Below are 20840 nucleotides of genomic sequence, written 5' to 3' on the forward strand. Positions count from 1 at the left end.
ACTTCGCTGAGAAAATCATCTCCGCACAGCGCTTCGGATTCGGCGGACACGTCGAGAAGAAATAAGGGAGAGCGGTCCATGGGCGTATCCATCATTGTCATGGGCGTCTCAGGCACGGGCAAGAGCACGGTTGCACGTGCTCTTGCTGATCGGATCGGAGCCGTATTCATCGAAGGCGATGACCTTCACTCTCAAGAGAACCTTGAGAAGATGGAAAGCGGTATTCCTTTAAAAGATTCAGATCGCTATCCTTGGTTGCAGATTTGTAATCGCGCCATGCGTGAACAAAATGCTCAAGGAAAAGATGCCGTTTTAACCTGCTCTTCGTTGAAGAAGGCTTATCGTGATGCGCTGGCAGAGGACTGCAATGCGTATTTCGTATATCTCAAGATCTCAAAAGAAGAGTCTCTTAAGCGGGTGAACCAGCGTGTTGGGCATTTTATGCCAACGAGCATGGTGGAAAGCCAGTTTGAGGTACTCGAAGAACCGGAACCCGGAGAGCATACGATCATTATAGAGAGTGATCGGTCTCTTGATCAGGTGGTCGAGGATGTTTCGCGCAGGGTGCGGCGGAATGTTCTGGATAGTGGTGCGCGTTAAAAGTCTCATCACAACATATCGACAACGACATAAGGAAACAAAAAGATGACGCTGAAATCAGTAGATGGATTGCCTTCTGGAGTTGTTGCGCCACCCTACGATGTATCGTCTGTTCGTCCGGGTATCGTGCATTTTGGCGTCGGTAACTTCTTTCGTGCACATGAAGCATTTTATGTTGAGCAAATTCTGAAAGACGATCCTAACTGGGGTATCGTTGGTGTCGGTTTAACGGCCGGTGAGCGTTCAGAACGTAAGGCTGCTCAGTATAAAGCACAAAATGGTCTGTACTCTTTGACAGAGACAGCACCATCGGGTGAGAGCCATGTGCGGGTGATTGGCTGTTTGCGTGATTATTTGCTTGCGCCAGAAAATCCGGATGCTGTTTTGGAGCGTCTCGCTGATCCGGCAACGCGTATCGTATCGATGACGATCACGGAAGGTGGTTATAATATCGATGAAGGTACGGGGGAGTTCGATCTGACGAACGAAGCTGTGCAGCAGGATCTAAAAACGCCAGAACGGCCGTCCACGATTTTTGGTTATGTTGTTGAAGCGCTGCGCCGCCGTCGTGATGCAGGCCATAAGGCTTTCACGATCCTGTCAGCCGATAATTTGCGCCATAATGGTAATGTTGCGCGCAAAGCATTCTTGGGTCACGCTAAAGCACGTGATGCAGAATTGGCGGCATGGATTGAAGAGAATGCGACCTTCCCAAACGGGATGGTGGATCGTATTACACCAACCGTCTCCAAGGCTGTTATTGAGAAGCTGAATAAGGCTTCTGGCTTGAATGATGACCTGCCGCTTGTGGCGGAAGATTTCCACCAATGGGTTCTGGAAGATAATTTCGCTGATGGTCGCCCGCCGCTTGAGAAGGCCGGAGTGCAGTTCGTTGATGACGTGACGGATTATGAGCATGTGAAAATTCGCATGTTGAATGCGTCTCACATTATGCTCAGTTTCCCTGCATTGTTGATTGGATATGAAAATATCGATCAAGCTTTGGCGGATGCTGATCTACGCCGGAATGTAGAAGCTTTCTTGAACAAGGATGTGATCCCGACCTTGCATGCCCCTCCGGGTGTGACGTTGGAAGGTTACCGAGATAGCGTTATCAGTCGTTTCTCTAACCCTGCGATGGCTGACCAAATCTTGCGTATTGCAAGTGATGGTTCGTCGAAGGTTCAGGTGTTCTGGACTGAGACTGTGCGTCAAGCTCTGGAACGTAAAACAGATCTGTCCCGTATTGCTTTTGGCATCGCGGCTTATCTCGAAATGCTGCATTCAGTGCCAGATCATGCTGAGCCAACCTTTAAGGCAAAGCAGAAGGAATTGGCTGCGGCTGATGATTATGAGACGGCACTACAGCTTCCTTCTTTCGATGCGTGGCGTGATTTGGACACAACGGCGCTGAATGCCAAGGTTGTGGAACTGCGTAAGGTTATCCGTGAGAAGGGTGTCCGTGCGGCCATCCCAGCTTGAGGGTATAGCGAGAGGGCGCAAACAAGCGTTTAAAATGAGAAAGGGAGGCTATAGGGCCTCCCTTTTTTGTGCGTAATATATGTGGTGATGTGGGTGTTAGCGGCTCATCAAAACCGTAAGCTTCATATTCTCCAGAATGTGGCGGGTGACGCCGCCAAGTAAGATTTGGCGGAAGCGTGGAGAGTGGGAATATGCGCCTAGAGCCAACATATCGGCCCCGAAATCGTCTGCTGCTTTAAGAAGGCCTGCGCCAATATCTTTTTTGACGGGTTCGCAGGAGCGGGATGTAGCGGAGATTCCATGTAGGCGGAGGTATCGTACGACTTCTTCGGCTTCGGGGCCGCGGCGTTGGTATTCAGGGGACGTGACGATTTCGATGGCTTCTGCGTCGTGTGCCCAAGGTAATACGCAGCGCAGTGCGAGTGAGGCTTCAGCTGTACCGTTCCATGCAATGGAAATACGCTTGCCGACGTGTTCTGGTGGGGTTGGTGGAGCGATGACGAGGGGGCGGCCACTGTCGAAAAGAATGGAATGTAGGGTGGCGGAAGCGCGCGGGTCAGATGTTGAGCTTAAGGTTGGGACCAGCGTCATATCTGCCAAACGAGAGCGCCAAGCCATAGCATCATAATCTACGCCATCCAGCACTTCAAAGCTGGCTGTATGGCCATTGGCGGATGCTAAGCCCATACAGTCAGGCTCAATTAAGGTGATATCATTATCAGCGACAAATTTTTGAAAATTATGCCGTATGAGGATTGCGTTACGCTCGGCTTCGGTGGAGGCTTCCTCGATCATTTCTGTGACCATGCTGGCGGAAATGCCGCCACCGGCAAGAGCCGCTATTTCTGAAGGGTCTGACCCAACGACAACGGCTGATAAGTGGGCCGTGAAGTGCTGAGCGAGTTTTTGGGCAACGCTCATGACTGCGTCGAGGTCTCCGGTTCCATTGAGTGGAAGCAGGATGTTTTTGATATCAACGAGCATTGGGCTGACTCCCTCGTTCAATATGGGGTTTGAAGTATACGCAGGGTGATTGTGTCTTTTTACGGGTAAAGCCGTGTGACATTCCAAGCGGATGTGCCCTCGCGTGACCATACGGCACGATCATGGAGGCGGTAAGGGCGATCTTGCCAAAACTCAATATGGTTTGGGACGACCCGGAAGCCCGTCCAGTGTGTGGGGCGAGGGATTGGTCCTGAGCCGTATTGCGCTTCAGCATCTTTCAGGCGTTGTTCAAAAATGGCGCGATCGGCTAGAGGGCGGGATTGGTCAGAGGCGATGGCACCTAAGCGTGAGGTTGCAGAGCGGCTAGCAAAATAGGCATCGGCTTCTTCGGTTGTGACGGGTTCCACGGGGCCTTCAATACGGATCTGTCGACGCAGACTCTTCCAGTGAAAGAGAAGGGCGACATGAGGGTTGGCGAGGATTTCTTCGCCTTTGCGGCTGTGGGTGTTGGTGTAAATGACAAAGCCTCGCTCATCTGCGCCTTTCAGAAGAAGCATACGAACGGAGGGGCGCCCATCTGGTGTGGAGGTTGCTACGGCAACGGCATTCGCATCATTGGGTTCGGTGACTTCGGCTTCAGTCATCCATGTATGGAATAGGGCGAAGGGGTCTGAGGTAAGGTCAATGAGGGGAAGGTCAGACATATTAAAAGCTCTCAGTCATCATCACGGGCAGGCAGGGGCCTGAGCAGTGTGTTTATACATTGCCCTCTTAGAGGCGTATTGATTTTGGTACAGTGGACACAAAAAATGGGTTGTAAAGATTATTTCGCAGTCCGTTGAAGGTGCTAAGTCTTGTTCTAAAGCCGCGCTTGTGCGACCACGAGCCAAATTGCTCATGCAACCAAGGAATGTGTGATGTCTGAAAAAGAAGATGCTCTGCAAGCTCCGGCTGTAGGAACATTGATGAAGGGTAAGCGCGGCATCGTGATGGGTGTGGCGAATAAGCACTCAATCGCGTGGGCTATTGCGAGTGCTTGTGCAGCGCAGGGTGCTGAGCTTGCCTTCACGTATCAAGGTGAAGCGCTGGGTAAGCGCGTACGTCCGCTGGCGGAGAGTGTTGGTTCATCGCTCGTACTGCCTTGTGATGTGGGTGATGATGCCGCGATTGATGCGACCTTCGCTGAAATTGAGAAGGTTTGGGGGAAGATTGACTTCCTCGTGCATGCGATTGGCTGGGCCGATAAGCAGTATCTGCGTGGACGTTATGTGGATACGCCGCGTGAAGCGTTCCTGCAGGCTATGGATATTTCCTGCTATTCCTTCACCGCAGTAGCGAAGCGTGCGGCTGCGATGATGAACAAGGGCGGTTCTTTGCTGACGCTGACCTATCTGGGTGCAGAGCGTGTGATGCCGCATTACAATGTCATGGGTGTGGCAAAGGCTGCTCTTGAAGCGTCTGTGCGTTACATGGCGGCTGATTTGGGGCGTGACGATATTCGTGTGAACGGCATTTCTGCGGGTCCGATTATGACGCTGGCAGCAAACGGGATCAGTGATTTCCGTTACATTCTGCGTTGGAATCAGCTGAATGCGCCGATGGAGCGCAATGTGTCTCTGAAGGATGTCGGTGGTTCAGGGATGTACTTCTTGTCTGATCTGTCCAGTGGCGTGACGGGTGAAGTACATCATGTCGACTGTGGTTATCATGTTGTTGGCATGAAAAACCCAGATGCGCCGGATATCGCGATTGTGACGAGCGAAGCAACTGGAGGCTAAGAATGTCAGAGAACAGTTTCGGGCGCCTTTTTCGGGTTACGACATGGGGTGAAAGCCATGGCCCGGCCATTGGCTGTGTTGTTGATGGTTGCCCGCCGCGCCTGAAACTGTCTGAGGATGACATTCAGCCTTGGTTAGACCGCCGCCGTCCGGGGCAGTCACGGTTCACGACGCAACGTCGTGAACCGGATAAGGTCAGGATTTTGTCTGGCGTGTTTGAAGGCCAGACAACCGGCACCCCAATCTCGTTAATGATTGAAAACACGGACCAGCGTTCTAAGGATTACGGTGATATCGCGCAGCGTTATCGCCCTGGTCATGCTGATATCGCGTATGATCTGAAATATGGTCATCGGGACTATCGCGGTGGTGGGCGTTCCTCTGCACGTGAGACGGCGATGCGCGTGGCTGCAGGGGCAGTGGCTCGTGTGGTGTTACGTCAGCTCTTTGGTGAAGAGCTTTCCATCCGTGCCGCTTTGGTGGGCATTGGTGACCAGATCATTAACCGGCAGAAATGGGACTGGGCGGAGACGGAGCGTAATCCGCTTTGGTGCCCTGATGCGGGCGCCGTAGAGGGATGGCAATCTCTCCTAGATGATGTTCGTAAATCGGGCTCATCCATTGGGGCTGTGGTTGAAGTGGTGGCGGAGCATGTGCCCGCTGGGCTTGGCGCACCTATTTATGGCAAATTAGATTCTGAACTTGCCTCAGCGCTGATGGGTATTAATGGCGTTAAAGGCGTCGAAATTGGGGATGGCTTTGCTGTCGCAGCTTTGCGCGGTGAGCAAAATGCAGATCCGATCCGGCCTGGCCCTGTCTTTGAGGCCAATCATGCGGGTGGTATTCTTGGTGGCATTTCAACTGGCCAGCCTGTTGTCGCACGTTTTGCTATTAAGCCGACCAGTTCGATCTTAACGCCTGTGCCGAGCATCACCAGTGAGGGTGAGGCTGTGGATGTGATGACGAAGGGGCGTCATGATCCGTGCATTGGTATTCGTGCTGTGCCGGTGGCAGAAGCGATGATGGCGTGTGTCTTGGCAGACCATGCGTTGCGGCACCGAGGGCAGTGCGGGTAATAGTTGGGCGTTACATTGAGTGAGAACACTCTCTTACGCGCGTTATGTAAAAGGTAGATCTTGAGCTTTTATGCGCGCTGAAGCTTCAGCACTGCATGATGTCTGAGGTATGTGTGTCGTGTGGGCTGATGCGGGTAGGTCCGTTTTATAGCCCACACGGTCTCATTTTTTAGTCGTTCAATGCGGCGTCGAGGGTGATCTCTGCATTGATGACTTTTGAGAGTGGGCACCCAGCTTTGGCGGTATTAGCCAGTTCCAAAAACTGCTCTTCTGTGGCTCCGGGGACTGTCGCGCGGAGTGTCAGATGTACTTTGCTGATCGCAAAACCATCTTTGACCTGATCAAGGGAGACGGTGGCTTTTGTATCTAAAGCTGTAGCGGTAAGGCCTGCATTCCCTAGAATGAGTGAAAGGGCCATCGTGAAGCATCCAGCGTGGGCCGCACCGAGGAGTTCTTCTGGGTTGGTGCCGGGTTTGTCTTCAAAGCGCGTGTTGAAGCCATAGGGCTGCTCAGAGAGGGCGCCGCTTTGCGTGGAAATAGTGCCCTTACCGTCTTTGATACCGCCGCTCCAGTGAGCAGATGCTGTTTTGGTGATGGTCATGTGCTTAGACTCCAACCATTGAACTTACGGTGTAACGTTGCTTTCAACGCGATGATACGCTGAGTGTTTCGCTATAAAAAAACATGATTTTGTGATCATGGTGTGGTGCGTGAAGCCATGGCTGTGGATGGTGGCGCTTATGTGGCGGTTTTCCAAGGGAACTACCATATCTAGTCCTGTGGATGACTTTGACCCCTAGATATAGGGGTGGGCCCAGACACAATCAGATGGTCTTTGCAAGCGAAGAGTTTGCTTGCGGCGCACCTATAAGGTGTGGAATTGAGGGGGCAGAAATTCAGAAAAACATGACAAGACGTGGCGCCAAGAATGAGTATTCCTTGGGCCTCCCTTGTTGGGAAGCGGTGGAGATAACGCATGAGCCTGCATGACGAGACCTTGGAAGCATCAACGGATGTCCAGCGTTCGAGTGACAGTGCTCATAGTGTGCAGCCGCCTGTAGACCATCCATTTGGTGATGATGTCGCATCTCCTCAGGAAAATGCTGAGTTGTTTGATGATGTGGTGCAGTTGCCTGGCCACCATGCAGTTCGTGTTGATCATAGCCGTGACCGTTTATTGACGGATTTTGGCAAGGCAACACTTGATAACCGTTATCTTTTACCGGGTGAGCGTTACCAAGATATCTTTGCGCGTGTGGCATCTTATTATGGTGCAGATGCAGGGCATGCGCAGCGTTTGTATGATTATATCTCACAACATTGGTTCATGCCGGCTACGCCGATTCTGTCCAATGGTGGGACATCACGCGGTTTGCCTATTTCTTGCTTCCTGAATGAGGCGGAAGACAGCCTCGAAGGCATTGTCGGGCTGTGGAACGAGAATGTTTGGTTGGCCTCTAAGGGAGGCGGTATTGGCTCTTACTGGGGTAATTTGCGTTCTATCGGTGAAAATATCGGTAAGAATGGCAAGACGTCAGGGGTTATTCCTTTCATCCGTGTGATGGATAGCTTGACCCTAGCGATTTCGCAGGGGTCTTTGCGTCGTGGTTCTGCTGCGGTGTATCTGCCCGTCTGGCATCCAGAGATTGAAGAATTCACGGAAATTCGCCGCCCGACGGGTGGTGATCCGAATCGTAAGGCCCTGAACCTGCATCATGGTGTTCTGGTCACAGACGCATTCATGCGGGCTGTGGAAAAGGATGAAGAGTGGGCTTTGCTGTCTCCGAAGGATCACAGCATTATCCGTAAGATTTCAGCGCGTGGCTTGTGGATCCGTATTCTCACGGCACGTATGGAACAGGGCGAGCCTTATGTAATTTATTCTGATCACGTAAACCGTGCGCGCCCAGAGCACCATAAGTTGGCCGGTCTGGAAGTGAAGACATCCAACCTTTGTGCTGAGATTACTCTGCCGACGGGCATTGATCATCATGGTAAGAACCGTACGGCTGTATGCTGCTTGTCGTCTCTTAATCTTGAGACATGGGATGAGTGGAAGGATAACCCGCAATTTATCGAGGACGTGATGCTGTTCCTCGATAACGTATTGCAGGACTTTATCGATCGCGCGCCTGATGATATGGAAAAGGCGCGTTATGCGGCTATGCGTGAGCGTTCCGTCGGGCTTGGGGTAATGGGCTTCCACTCCTTCTTACAGGCGCGGATGATCCCGTTTGAGAGCGTGATGGCGAAAGTTTGGAATCGTAAGATTTTCCAGCATATTCGTACACAAGCAGATGCGGCATCGCGTCATCTGGCGGAAGTGCGTGGAGCATGTCCGGATGCAGCTGAATATGGCATTCAGGAGCGTTTCTCACACAAATTGGCGATTGCACCGACGGCGTCCATCTCCATTATTACAGGCAATGCAAGCCCGGGTATTGAGCCGATTAGTGCTAATGTCTTTTTGCAAAAGACGCTTTCCGGCTCGTTCTCAGTCCGCAACCGTCATCTGACCACGTTGCTTGAAGAGCGTGGTCAGAACACTGACAAGGTTTGGTCTGACATTACGTTGAGTAAGGGGTCTGTGCAGCATTTGGACTTCCTGACACAGGATGAGAAGGATGTTTTCAAAACAGCCTTTGAACTGGATCAGCGTTGGGTTGTGGAGCATGCGGCAGACCGTGCGCAGTTTATCTGTCAGGCGCAGTCAGTGAATATCTTCTTGCCGGCGGATGTTCATAAGCGTGATTTGCATCAGATCCACTTCCAAGCATGGAAGAAGGGTTTGAAATCATTGTATTATTGCCGCTCTTTGTCCATTCAGCGGGCTGATGCCGTGTCAACGTTGGCGCTGAAAACGGACATTATGGAAGACGAGGATGACGCATTGACCCCAGAAGCTGCGCCCAAGGGGCCAGCGAGTACGGGTGACTATGATGAATGCCTGTCTTGCCAGTAAAAAAGTGAGGGCATGACAAGAGGAATTCGCTGCGAGCGTGAGAGCGAGTTTTCTCTTGTCTACGTATATGCCGGGTGCCTTGAGCGTAGTGTTCAGGCGAATGGTATGAATAGAATGTATGGATGCACAGTGTGCGCATATGAGGCTTGTAGTTTTGAGGGGCCTTGTGATGGACGTGCTGTGTTGATGAGGAGAGACGGTGATGACAAACCCGACTGAGAACGGCAAGGCAGCTCCAGAAGAGCGGTTTGATTTGATGACGGCGAACCCAGTATATAAGCCGTTTCGTTATCCTTGGGCTTATGATGCGTGGTTGACACAGCAGCGTGTTCATTGGTTGCCAGAAGAGGTACCGCTTGCCGACGACGTGAAGGATTGGCACCGCACGCTGACAGAATCTGAGCAGCATCTGGTAACGCAGATTTTCCGCTTCTTCACGCAAGCTGATGTGGAAGTGAACTCTGCTTACATGAAGTATTACAGTCAGGTCTTTAAGCCGACTGAAGTGCTCATGATGTTGTCCTCTTTCTCAAATATTGAGACGGTGCATATCGCTGCATATTCTCATCTTCTTGATACCATTGGTATGCCTGAGACTGAGTACTCAGCATTCCTTAAGTATAAGGAGATGAAGGATAAGTATGACTTCATGCAATCCTTCAATATTAACTCTAAGCGTGAAATTGCCAAGACGATGGCGGCGTTTGGGGCATTTATGGAAGGGCTTCAGCTTTTCGCATCGTTTGCGATTTTGTTGAACTTCCCACGCTTCAACAAGCTGAAGGGTATGGGGCAGATTGTTACGTGGTCTGTGCGTGATGAAACACTGCACTGCCTGTCCATGATTCGTCTGTTCCGTACGTTTGTGCGTGAAAACCGTGAGATTTGGACGGAAGATTTCCGTGAAGAACTCTTGCAGATTTGTCGTACGACGGTTGAGCATGAAGACGCCTTTATCGATCTGGCTTTCGAGATGGGGGCAGTTGAAGGGCTGGCTGCAGATGACGTGAAGAAATATATTCGCTTCATTGCAGATCGTCGTTTGACGCAGTTGGGTCTAGAAACGTTCTATGGTGTGGAAGAAAATCCACTGCCGTGGATTGATCACATGCTGAACGCTGTTGAGCATGCAAACTTCTTCGAAAACCGTTCAACGGAATATTCTCGCGCATCGACGGCTGGTAGCTGGGAAGATGCGTTTGAGGGGAATGTGTTCGAGTAAAAAAGGTCAGTTCCCTCTCATCATAAGATGAGGGGGGCGCCATCTCTTAGAATGTTTTCGGCTTCGGGTGTGAAGCTGTTTTGTACAGTGTGTAGTACAAGCCCGGGCAGCATTCTAAAGGCTGCTTTTCCAGCAAAAATTGCTTGTATCATGACGAGCTTGGCTTCTCGCTGAGGGCGTGGCCATAGAGGGAACAACTTTATAGAGCCGCATCCGTTTTGGCGGAGTGTCATGCAGGCGCGGTCTGTCAGGCTGCTGTGCAGAATGGTGGTGAGTGTGCCACCGGGTAAAACCCATTTTGTAAGGCAAGTGATCCATTCTTCGGGTGTGATGTGCTCTGTGCGTAAGGCTAGGTTGCGGCGTGCATCTGGTGAGGCTTTGCCATTTGGTGCGTACCACGGTGGATTTGAAATAACGTGGTGAAAACGCCCATTAGCGTTGGGCGCGATGTGCCTCAGCTTGCTGGGGAGTGAAGGGACGTGACCGAGGAGGACGTGGCTTTGGTCTCGTTTGATACCATTTAAGCGTAAATTACGGCGCGCTAATAGAGCCGTTGCCGGGTCTGTCTCGATACCGATACCGCGTAGAGTGGAGTTGCGCGCGGTTAGGCAGAGCAGGCTGGGTCCGGCACCGCAGCCTATATCTAGAATGGTTTGGTTATTACGTACGGGAACGGCCGCAGCTAAAAGAATAGGCTCTATTCCTGTGCGATAACCTTGAGCAAATTGCTCATAATGGAGGCGACCATTGAGGAGAGTGCCCGTACGTAAATGTGAAGCCTGTAGGGTGTGCATCGTCATGCTTATGGTTTGTTTGTACAAAGTGGCGTAGGATTATGGTTCTGATCATGGATTAGAGGACGTTCTCTTTCGTTCTGGCGTTGCATGGGTTGTTTTCTATGTCTAGACCGGAAGGACGTTATAGGGGTGCGGTGTGGTTCGTGTGATCGTTCCGTTACCTGATTGTTGTATGGTATCTGGAGTTATAACCTTTGGACACTGCTTCCACGGATGCAGCGAACATTCCTAGCGCTTCTGCTTCAAGCGGTGCTGGACATGTCGGGCAGTCGAGCACTGATATGCCTTCGGGGGGAAAGACCTCTGGTGGTGAAAATGCACTTTCCGCTTTGTTGTCTTATTTAAAGGACGACATGCAGGCTTGTAACCGCGCTATTGTTGAGCGGATGCAAAGTCCGGTGCCACTTATTCCGCAATTAGGGGCACATTTGGTGGCCGCGGGTGGCAAGCGTTTACGGCCTTTACTAACGCTAGCATCAGCCCATTTATGTGGTTATGAGCCAAGTCCAGACCGGCAGCGTCATGTTGGGCTGGCAGCCTGTGTGGAATTTATCCATACGGCGACGTTGCTGCATGATGATGTGGTGGATGAGAGCGTGTTACGGCGCGGCTTAGCGTCTGCTAATGCGGTCTTTGGTAATAAGGCGTCTGTTCTCGTTGGGGATTTCTTGTTTGCGCGCTCATTTCAGCTGATGACGGCTGATGGTAGTTTGCGTGTGATGGAAATTCTCTCGGGAGCCTCGGCGACCATCGCAGAAGGTGAAGTTCTGCAAATGGTGGTGCAGAATGACCTGTCTACGCCGATGGAGCGTTATTTGGAGGTCATCCACGGGAAGACGGCGGCGCTTTTTGCTGCAGCTTGCCGCGTTGGGGCTGTGATTGCCGAGCGTTCAGAGCAGGATGAATTGGCTTTGGATGCGTTCGGAACCAATCTGGGGATGGCGTTCCAACTGGTTGATGATGCGCTGGATTATGCGGCAGATCAGCAGGTTCTGGGTAAGACGGTCGGTGACGATTTCCGCGAAGGAAAAATCACGCTGCCTGTGTTGGCCGCTTATAATGCGGGTAATACGGAAGAGCGTTTGTTCTGGGAGCGTGTGATTGGTCGTGCTGAGCAGACGGAAGATGATCTGTTCCATGCTCTGGATCTGATTGCCAAGACGGGTGCTATTCACACCACGATTGAGCGTGCGCGCCAATATGCAGACGCTGCTGTTGAAGCGCTTCAGGTTTTTCCTGAGAGTGAAATTCGCCGTTTGATGGCGGAGACGGTACAGTTTACGGTGGATCGGGCGCGATAAGCGTCAGCGGTATTGCTGTGTTTCATGAAAAAGCCCGGCTCAATGAGCCGGGCTTTTTGTATTTTAGCGCGGAGCGTAAATAGCGCTCAGGCGATCTGGAGTGCCGTTAAGGCGCTCAAGGTGTGGGTAACGGAGGCCATCATGATATGGGATAGCAACCGTAGTAATGTGGTCATCTGATTTTACGACGAGACGAACATCTTGCTTGCTATGCTGAGCATCCGTAATGGCCTGTTTGAGGCGCTTTGGAGTGAAGCTCAGATCGTTGACGGCCAGAATGACTTGGCCAGAGTTGATGCCTGCTTTGAAGGCTGGGCTGTTCCAATGGACGCGCGATGCGGTGCCATTAGCACGTACAAGCATACCCAAAGAGAAGGTTAAATCTGCGCTATGGCGTGCGCCTTCGATAGTTTTGATGAAGGATGTTGGCTTGTCGGTGTAAACAAGCTTATAGCCGCCATTCGTCAGGCCATCGAGCGGAGCGTGTGGCTGAACTTTATCAAGGCGATCATGCAAGAACTTGGCCCAGTCATAAGGCTGCACAGCGTTGAGTGTCTTAACGACATCATCAAAGTTATAAGGGCTAACGATGAAGCTGCCATTATTGGTGCTGAAGAAAGCTTTCGCAAAATCATCGAGTGATTTGTGATCATTGGACAGCTTACGGATTAAGGAATCAGCATCCAGCCAGACGAGTTGTCCTTCAACATAGTAATCTTCAGAGCGCTGCCAGTCACGCCATGACAAGGGAGCGCGCTGTGCGATGACAGGGTCATTGGTGGTGTCTTCCAAAGTGCGCCATAGACGGCCAGTCTGGTTGTCGTATGTGGCAGCCATGTAGGCTAGGGCTTCAAAGCCTTGGTCTTTGGTTACGAGGCCAGAGCGAGCGGCAAGGACATTGCCCCAATATTGGGTTTGGCCTTCATAGACCCACAGAAGGGAATCACGCTGTGGGTAGTTGAAGTTTGGTGCCCAAAGGTCCGCGGGACGACGATATTTGCCGTTCCATGAATGTGTGAATTCATGTGCCAGAAGGTCACGGCCGGGGAAGGTTTGATCCCATTCGGTGAAATAACCCGTTTCAGCGCTATTCTCGCTGGATTGATGGTGTTCAAGACCGATGCCGCCGAGTTCGTCCGTCAGGGCGAGCAGGAAGTCATAATGATCGTAATGGTGTGAGTCGAATAATGTAGTTGCTTGTTTGACGAGGTTCCGATGCGCGTCAACCTGTGCAGGTGTTGCTTCAAGGGATTCTGCATCGTCAGCGACGACATCTAGGCTAACAGGCACATGATCTGGGCCGGTGAGGTCAAACTTGCGGAAGTAGCGTCCGACATACAAAGGGGAGTCGACCAGTGTGTTGTATGTGGTGGGGTTGAAATGTGTGACGTCACCATAGGTGGAAGCGCGCAGGGCCGTGCCAATTTTCCAGCCATGGGGAACGTGAACGCTGGGGTTCACGGTAATGTTGCGTGAGAAATAACCCGCAGGATAGAGAGAGACCTGGTTCCACTGTACGTTCACGATAGAGGGCGTTACGGTCACGCGGCCTTGGCTATCTGTGATGGGAGTGAGGAGCTGGAAGTTTAGGTCCAGTTTGGTGGTGTTGTGGTCAACTGGAATGTGGAACGCGGCGACGTTTACCGTGTCACGCTTCCAGCCAATATCTTTTCCATTGCTATGAACCCGTAGGTCACCAAACTGGCTAAGAACGCCTGTTGGGGAGTGATCACCGGGGATCCACATCGGGAAGAACAGCACCATATCGCCTGCGCGTGCCGCATCTTGTGGGACGGGAATGGTTTCGTGAACGTTGAGTGCACGATGTGTCGTGTCAGTGGCATCAACATCAACGGTCAAAGCACCGGGGAATGGGTGGTCAACCGGGTCAGGGATAGTATTGGGGAGGGGCAGAGGCTGCGGTTGCGGCTGGGTAGATTGAGCATTTGCAAAGGTGGGCGCCGTGAGGGCGCTTGCCAATGTTAGGGCCGTGAGAAAGCGGCGTGAAATCATTAGGGCATTCCTGCATTAAAATCGTACAGCTATGATTTATAGCCGTACGATACGGACTGCGCCAATTATGATTCAGTAGCGGATTGAAAAAATATTCCGGTGTTTAGGTCGGAGTTGTGGCTTCATGCACAGGGAAAACGGTGACGTCCCATGTATTGTCTGTTGGCGTTATATGCATCGGGGTAGCGTTGGGGATGCGGACATTAATGTCGAGGCCCATACCAGCGCGCAGGCCACGATAAAGTGCTCCATGTGCAACAATTAGCGGTGTGCCGGTTTCTATTGCGCGATTGGTCGCTGCAACGGAACGTTTCGTGAGATCAGCAAAGCCTTCAGCGCCTTCTGGTTTGTAGCCGTCATAGATCCACGGTTCGTACCAATTGCCCATCTCTTTACCTTCGAGAATACCGAAGCAAACTTCTTTGAAACCGGGGTCGGCTGAGAGGGGGAGTGTGATGCCGTGCCGTTCGAAGATGGCTTTTTGGGCGTATTCTGCTGTTGTGAAGGCGCGTGCCAAAGGAGAGGCTACTATATGGTCAAATGGGCGTTTCCCATCATCAAATAAGGTAGCCAAGAACGCCCCAGCCCGCTCTGCTTGAGCAAGGCCTGTAGCATTCAAAGGAATATCCGTGTGCCCCTGCGCCAGTCCTTTGAGGTTCCAGTCGGTTTGTCCGTGACGGAGATACCAGTAGGGGCGAGGCGTAATGGAGGTCATAAGAGTATAAACTTCCAGAGGCGGAGAGGCGTGACGGAAATCAGTCGAACAGCGACGATACGGAGCTTTCATCTGCGACGGCGCTCATAGCGCGGGCGAGGAGATTAGCTGTCGTGATCTGACGGATGTTCGGCGTCTCTCTCAAGGTTTCGGTCGCGGGGATGCTATCCGTGAGGGTTAGCATGTTGAGAGGGCTATTCTTGACTTTTTCACACGCATTGCCAGTCAAAACCCCGTGTGTGACGTAGGCTTCTACGCCAGCGGCGCCGCGCTTCATGAGGGCTTCAGCTGCGTTACACAAGGAGCCACCACTATCGACGATATCATCCACCAGAACGCAGTAGCGGCCAGAGACATCACCGATAACGTTCATGACTTCGGAGACACCAGCGCGTTCACGGCGTTTATCAATGATTGCGAGATCGACGTTGAGACGTTGCGCTAACTGCCGTGCACGTACCACGCCGCCGACATCAGGTGATACGATAATCAACTCGCGGTTAGGAAGGCGTGCGAGGAGATCGCGGACGAAGAGTGGTGCTGCGTATAGGTTATCCGTGGGGATGTCGAAGAAACCTTGAATCTGCATAGCGTGCAGATCCATCGTTAAAATACGGTTTGCGCCGGCTTCGGTGAGGAGGTTAGCGACCAATTTTGCGCTAATAGGGGTACGTGGGCCGGATTTACGGTCCTGACGTGCATAACCAAAGTACGGCATGACGGCCGTGACGCGGCGGGCGGAGCCACGGCGTAGGGCATCCAGCATGACCAGCAATTCCATTAGGTGGTCATTTGTGGGCATGCAGGTGCTTTGAATAACGAACACGTCTTCACCGCGTACGTTTTCTTGGATCTCGACAAAGACCTCACCATCGGCAAAGCGCTTGACGACGGTCTTGCACAAAGGAAGGCGTAATTCGTTTGCAACCGCGCGGGCAAGCGGCAGGTTACTGTTGCAGGCAACGATTTTCATTCAGCAATCTCGTCTGGGGGTGCCGACAGGGAAGAAGGAGGGCCTTTTAACAGCGCGTGTTCTCTCTGTCATCTTCTCTGTGCGATGAAATGGTGCAGCAATGAGAGAATTACGCTGTAGGTCTGTGTTTGGTTCCGTAGTTAGGGCGTTGTTATCCTGTGGCGGAAGTGCTGTTTTGCAATAGCTGCATGTCTTTTGGATAATGGGAAAAGCGGATGGCTCTGAAAAAATGTACCGGTCAGGTAGGGCGCGTCTTATGCCTAGAGACCCTGCCATCCTTGCGTGAGGCGCATGATGCTGTCTGTGTGCCTCCGGGCGTTATGACGGAATGGGGGCTCTTTGAGCCATCTGGGCGCTGCGTGCCAGAGGCGATGACTTATAATGGTGTCGGGCGTTTGCACGCAGAGACATCTGCCCTGTGGTTGAGTGGTGAGGTTGAGGCAGCTTGGGCGCCAGATGGGTTCGATTATGTGTATATCGGTCCAATTGAGGCTAATCACTCTTTCTTTCATCGACGGAGTTTGGCCCGTTTTTGGGCTTTGCCCGCTGTTGAGCGTCGGCGTTTAAAGTTGGTGTATACGACGACGAATTGGAGCGCTTTGCAGGCGGCGCCATATTTTCAGGGTATTTGTTCAGCACTGAATTTAGAGGCTGATAATTTTTTTCATGTTACGGAACCGGTGCGCTTTTCGCGTATTGCCGTTCCGGCACCGTCTTTTGAAGAACTTTCGTTGATCCATTCTGTGCATACGGATCTCATGCATATGATTGGTAAGCGATGGATCCCTCATGGTGCGGAAGTGGCTCCGGGGCGTGTGGTTTATATTTCAAAACAGCATTTGCCCGTGGGTAATGTTCGTGTTGGCAATGAAAAAGACATCACGGATGTTTTGGAGGAAAAAGGTATAGGAGTTCTTTTTCCGGAGACACTGTCATTTAGGGAAAAGGTAGAGTTTTGGGCATCAAACCCGACTGTTATTGGGTTTGATAATTCATTTCTGAATCTCTCATCTCTATTTCCACGCAGGAATATTATTAATATCGCGCATGGCCATGATATGTGGGCCAATCAAATGCTCTTCGATAAGGCCAATAATAACAAAAGTGACTATATTTTTTGGGAAGAAGGCTTTGATGCCATGGGGGCAGGTGCTGGGTTTAATATGACGCTGATGGCGAAGAATCCAAAGCAACTCGCGCATGATCTTGCTGATTTTGCGCTGTCCCGATGAAGGGGGTGTACCCGGCTTATAGAAATAGGCCGGGTACGGAAGCAGCATTTAGACGAAAATATAGAACAGGAACGCTGCCAGTGCGATGGTAACGGGCAGGGTGACGACCCATGCGAGGGCAATTTTTAAGAGCATTTTGGGGTTAATGCCAGAGCCTGATGCAACCATTGTGCCAGCAACGCCGGAGGTGATGATGTGCGTGGTGGAGACTGCAAGGCCGGTATAGCCAGCAGACATAATCAAACCAGCGCCGAACACTTCGGAGACAGCACCTTGAGCGGGGGTGAGGTGTTTTTTGCCGATGCCTTCACCAAGGGTTTGGACAATACGGCGATAACCGATCATCGTACCAAGGCCTAAGCAAAGAGCGCTGAGAACACGGACCCAGATTGGTGCATATTCAACCGTTGGGCGGAATTGTGCTGCGAGAGCTTTGGCATGCTTAGTCTCGGTCGGAGCCGCCGCAGGGTTGGCTGCAACAGAACGTAGGCCGGAGAGGGCTTCGTAAATGTCACCGCGGATAAGGGCAGGTGCTTCGCTGCCATTTTCAACCGTGCTGAGGCGGTCAAGTGCGGCAAGTTGTTCTTGGCGGAAAGAGTGGTTGCCGTATGAGGCAATGAGAGGGCGTGCGGCTTGAGCCTCTTGATGCAGTTGCTCGTAATGGATTGGCGCATTTGGATTAAGCGCGAAGGCAGCGGGCATAATACCGATGATGGTGAGCATGATCAGACCGATGCTCTTTTGTCCGTCATTGCTGCCATGAGAGAAGCTAACGAGTGTGCAGGTTGCGACCAAAAGGGCTTTGACAACCGGGTTAGGCTTCGCTTCAGGGGTTGGGGGAACGTAAAACTCTGGCTTTCGGACCAGTGAGCGTACGATGAGATACAGAATGAATGCGCCGATGAAGCCGACGGCTGGAGAGATGGCAAGTGTTTTGAGGACTTTGAAGATTTGTCCCCATTCAACGCTGGGCCCTAAAGCGCGCGCATGAACAAACGCATCCCCTACGGCAATACCGATGAGGGCGCCGATGACGCAGTGTGAGGATGAGTTGGGGATACCGAGCCACCAGGTCGTGATGTTCCAAATGAGCGCTGTTCCGAAAAGCGCGACGAGCATTGGAATGGCTGGGGCCCCGTTGGGGGGAGACATGACGTCTGCGGGGAGTAGTTCCACCAATGTGTAGGCGACGGCAATCCCGCCTAACAGCACGCCCAGCAGGTTCATCAGGCCAGACCATATAACAGCTGTGCGTGGCTTGAGGGAATTAGTGTAGATGACACTGGCAACGGCATTGGCTGTGTCGTGGAAGCCGTTTGCGAACTCAAAGACGCAAACGAGGACGAAGCACAAAACTAGTGCAATGATGGACCAAGGCGAGTCCGGTACGAAATGAAGCATAGGGAACCATCTCTCAATGTTGAAAGGGTGCTTGTTTCGACCCCTAGAGAGTTTCCTGAAATAGGACTATCGTTTGGCAAAACAATTCACGTAAATTTAATCTCATTAAAAAGTTTAGTGATGTCTTCAAAAAGTCATGTGACCTTTCGGTATAGGGGTTTTATTCAGGGGCAAAATTATAAAATTGGGACGTGTTTTTAGTATAGTTTTTTCAGGAAGAAGATCTTTTCTTCTTTGGGATGATCTGACGAAAACATTGTCCACATACATCATGTGACGGGAAAGTTTATGACGTCTTCTAATCGCCGCAATTTCTTACGGATGGGAGCTTCTATTGCGGCTGTAGGAGCTTTACCGGCTAATTTACAGGCGGCTTTAGCTGTGGCGCCCCACCGTAAGACAGGTACGCTGCAAGATGTTGAGCATGTTGTGATCCTGATGCAGGAAAACCGTTCTTTTGATCATTATTTTGGCTGTTTGCGAGGCGTGCGAGGGTATGGAGATCCTCATGCCGCGCGTCTTCCTGATGGGGATAGTGTTTTTGCGCAAAAATCTGCGCATGGTAAAACGATTATGCCGTTTCGTATGAATACAGTTCATACATCGAGTGCGTGTATTGCGAGTTTGGATCATAGTTGGAAACAAAATCAGACAACATGGAATGAGTGGGACTGTTGGGTTCCTCATAAAACAGAAATGACTATGGGACACTTCACGCGTGAAGACATCCCTTACTATTATGCTCTTGCAGAAGCTTTTACGATTTGTGATTCATATCATTGTTCTATTTTTGGACCGACAAACCCTAACCGTTTATTCTTATTTTCAGGAACGAATGGTCTGACGCATGGCTTTGATGGTCCGCAGGCGATTACGAATATCGATGATGGGAATGAAACGGCGGATATTCGTTTAGAGAACCCGCATTTCTCTCCGTTTCAGTGGGTCAGTTATGCGGAAGATTTGCAAAAGGCAGGTGTGTCTTGGCAGGTTTATCAAGAGTACGATAATTTTGGTGATAATCCACTCGCGAGTTTTGTGGCATTCCGTGGAGTAAAACCTGGTAGTTGGCAGTATGAGCGGGGGCGCCGTATTGTTGATGGGTCAAATGCGCAAAATGCAGAAACGTCTGAAGGACGTTTCCTATTGGAGGCTTTTGAACGCGATGTGGCTAAGGGAACGTTACCACAGGTTTCTTGGATTGTGCCGTCACAGGCTCTTTCAGAACATCCTGATGCCCCGCCGGGTTTTGGAGAGCATTTGATTTCTCGCTTGATGGATGTGTTTAGTCGTCATCCGGAGGTGTGGTCCAAGACGGTATTCATTCTGAATTATGATGAGAATGATGGTTTTTATGATCACGTTCCAGCGCCCGTTCCAGCGTTAACAAAGGCGGAAGGGATATCAACAGTTTCTATGGCGGGGGAGAGTTATCGCGGGGTCTCAGTAGGGCTTGGGCCGCGTGTGCCTGCTATGGTGATTTCCCCGTGGAGTAAGGGGGGGCGGGTTAACTCAGAACTTTTTGACCATACGTCTGTTCTGCGCTTTTTGGAGAAGCGTTTTGGTGTGCCTGCACGGAATATTACACCATGGCGGCGTTCTGTCTGTGGTGATTTGACATCGGCATTGGATTTTTCTGCGCATGACAGTGCGTGGGCGAAAAACTTGCCAAATACGGATGATTATATGCCGCAAACGCGGCACTCATGCACATTCCCACATCCTGAAGTCCCTGAAACGCCGATGATGCCCAAGCAGGAGGCCGGGCAGCGTGTGGCTTGTGCGTTGCCGTATCGCCTGACGGCTGATGTGGTTTTGTGGGAAGGGCGCGAAGCGGTGCGTGTGCAGAACCACGGCCAAGTTGGGGCAGTTTTCCGTTTGTCTGGGCAAGGGCCTGCGCGTGCTTATACGGTAGGTGCGGGGCATGAGGTGGATATTGATCTAGTATTGGGTCAGCCTTTTCATGTGGCAGGACCGAATGGTTTTGTGCGTGAGCGCGCGGGGGCGCATGGGGCTACATTACAGGTTGCGCTACGCGAGGAGCATGATGCTGTGGTGTTGAGTGTTCAAACCACCTCTGCGGATATGACGTCAGCGGTTATTGAAGATGCTTATGGTGTTATGCCGTCTCAGCGTATTGCGGTTGAGCGCGGGCGTGTCACGACGCATCGCGTATCCGTGGCGCGTAGTTCAGGTTGGTATGCTCTGGCGATTGATGATGGACGTGGTGGTGTTTTGCGTTTTTGTGGGCATGTTGAAAACGGCCGCGCAAGTTTGAGTGATCCACTGATTGCACGCCGTTAAGTTAGGGTTTGTGGGGCAGAATAACTCTGCCCCACAATA

At 51.5% G+C, this 20840-nt stretch carries 17 protein-coding genes; 9 read left to right on the forward strand and 8 right to left on the reverse strand.

Annotated elements, in window-relative coordinates:
- Positions 1–78: 78 nt before the first annotated feature.
- A complete protein-coding gene (locus tag KB213_RS09925; protein WP_211682714.1) occupies positions 79–600 on the forward strand; it encodes a gluconokinase in 522 nt (173 codons plus the stop codon).
- A gap of 45 nt (positions 601–645) precedes the next feature.
- Positions 646–2082 carry a mannitol dehydrogenase family protein gene (locus tag KB213_RS09930; protein WP_068173706.1) on the forward strand — a complete coding sequence of 479 codons (1437 nt, stop codon included), beginning with the start codon at positions 646–648 and terminating at the stop codon, positions 2080–2082.
- 96 nt (positions 2083–2178) lie between these two features.
- Here the strand turns inward: KB213_RS09930 and KB213_RS09935 are convergent, their stop codons facing one another.
- Together KB213_RS09935 and pdxH are read right to left on the reverse strand one after the other, a co-directional pair.
- Complete coding sequence (locus KB213_RS09935) at positions 2179–3066, reverse strand: universal stress protein (RefSeq protein ID WP_068173704.1); 888 nt, start codon at positions 3064–3066, stop codon at positions 2179–2181.
- A 59-nt stretch (positions 3067–3125) separates the two neighbouring features.
- Positions 3126–3731, reverse strand: a complete 606-nt coding sequence (gene pdxH, locus KB213_RS09940) for a pyridoxamine 5'-phosphate oxidase (RefSeq protein ID WP_211682716.1) — start codon at positions 3729–3731, stop codon at positions 3126–3128.
- Positions 3732–3944: 213 nt separating this feature from the next.
- Between pdxH and fabI the strand changes: the two genes are divergently transcribed.
- Both fabI and aroC read left to right on the forward strand, forming a co-directional pair.
- Positions 3945–4805 (forward strand): enoyl-ACP reductase FabI, encoded by an 861-nt coding sequence (gene fabI / locus KB213_RS09945; protein WP_211682718.1) that lies wholly within the window; start codon positions 3945–3947, stop codon positions 4803–4805.
- A 2-nt stretch (positions 4806–4807) separates the two neighbouring features.
- Positions 4808–5881, forward strand: coding sequence for a chorismate synthase (gene aroC / locus KB213_RS09950; protein ID WP_211682720.1), 1074 nt, complete (start codon positions 4808–4810; stop codon positions 5879–5881).
- Between the two features lie 169 nt (positions 5882–6050).
- Here aroC and KB213_RS09955 read toward each other — a convergent pair whose 3' ends face one another.
- A complete protein-coding gene (locus KB213_RS09955; RefSeq protein WP_211682722.1) occupies positions 6051–6482 on the reverse strand; it encodes an OsmC family protein in 432 nt (143 codons plus the stop codon).
- 375 nt (positions 6483–6857) lie between these two features.
- On the opposite strand from KB213_RS09955, the gene KB213_RS09960 reads away from it, so the two are divergent.
- Both KB213_RS09960 and KB213_RS09965 read left to right on the forward strand, forming a co-directional pair.
- Entirely contained in the window at positions 6858–8843 is a 1986-nt protein-coding gene (locus KB213_RS09960) for a ribonucleoside-diphosphate reductase subunit alpha (RefSeq protein ID WP_211682724.1), read from the forward strand.
- A 202-nt stretch (positions 8844–9045) separates the two neighbouring features.
- Positions 9046–10065, forward strand: coding sequence for a ribonucleotide-diphosphate reductase subunit beta (locus KB213_RS09965; protein WP_211682726.1), 1020 nt, complete (start codon positions 9046–9048; stop codon positions 10063–10065).
- A 20-nt stretch (positions 10066–10085) separates the two neighbouring features.
- On the opposite strand, the gene KB213_RS09970 is transcribed toward KB213_RS09965, so the two are convergent.
- Entirely contained in the window at positions 10086–10865 is a 780-nt protein-coding gene (locus KB213_RS09970) for a tRNA1(Val) (adenine(37)-N6)-methyltransferase (protein WP_211682728.1), read from the reverse strand.
- A 278-nt stretch (positions 10866–11143) separates the two neighbouring features.
- On the opposite strand from KB213_RS09970, the gene KB213_RS09975 reads away from it, so the two are divergent.
- Complete coding sequence (locus KB213_RS09975; RefSeq protein WP_211682863.1) at positions 11144–12163, forward strand: polyprenyl synthetase family protein; 1020 nt, start codon at positions 11144–11146, stop codon at positions 12161–12163.
- 63 nt (positions 12164–12226) lie between these two features.
- On the opposite strand, the gene KB213_RS09980 is transcribed toward KB213_RS09975, so the two are convergent.
- From KB213_RS09980 to KB213_RS09990, 3 genes are all read right to left on the reverse strand, one after another.
- Positions 12227–14176 (reverse strand): M61 family metallopeptidase, encoded by a 1950-nt coding sequence (locus KB213_RS09980; protein WP_211682729.1) that lies wholly within the window; start codon positions 14174–14176, stop codon positions 12227–12229.
- 103 nt (positions 14177–14279) lie between these two features.
- Complete coding sequence (locus tag KB213_RS09985; RefSeq protein WP_211682865.1) at positions 14280–14891, reverse strand: histidine phosphatase family protein; 612 nt, start codon at positions 14889–14891, stop codon at positions 14280–14282.
- A gap of 40 nt (positions 14892–14931) precedes the next feature.
- The gene (locus KB213_RS09990) at positions 14932–15864 is read right to left on the reverse strand and encodes a ribose-phosphate pyrophosphokinase (protein ID WP_211682731.1); all 933 of its coding nucleotides are present in this window, start codon (positions 15862–15864) and stop codon (positions 14932–14934) included.
- 215 nt (positions 15865–16079) lie between these two features.
- Between KB213_RS09990 and KB213_RS09995 the strand changes: the two genes are divergently transcribed.
- Positions 16080–17096, forward strand: coding sequence for a glycosyltransferase 61 family protein (locus KB213_RS09995; RefSeq protein WP_211682733.1), 1017 nt, complete (start codon positions 16080–16082; stop codon positions 17094–17096).
- 48 nt (positions 17097–17144) lie between these two features.
- On the opposite strand, the gene KB213_RS10000 is transcribed toward KB213_RS09995, so the two are convergent.
- The gene (locus KB213_RS10000) at positions 17145–18497 is read right to left on the reverse strand and encodes an inorganic phosphate transporter (protein WP_211682736.1); all 1353 of its coding nucleotides are present in this window, start codon (positions 18495–18497) and stop codon (positions 17145–17147) included.
- Between the two features lie 288 nt (positions 18498–18785).
- On the opposite strand from KB213_RS10000, the gene KB213_RS10005 reads away from it, so the two are divergent.
- Positions 18786–20801 carry a phosphocholine-specific phospholipase C gene (locus KB213_RS10005; protein ID WP_211682738.1) on the forward strand — a complete coding sequence of 672 codons (2016 nt, stop codon included), beginning with the start codon at positions 18786–18788 and terminating at the stop codon, positions 20799–20801.
- The last annotated feature ends 39 nt before the right edge of the window (positions 20802–20840 follow it).

Source organism: Neokomagataea anthophila, assembly GCF_018122595.1.
Taxonomy (GTDB): Bacteria; Pseudomonadota; Alphaproteobacteria; order Acetobacterales; family Acetobacteraceae; genus Gluconobacter; species Gluconobacter anthophilus.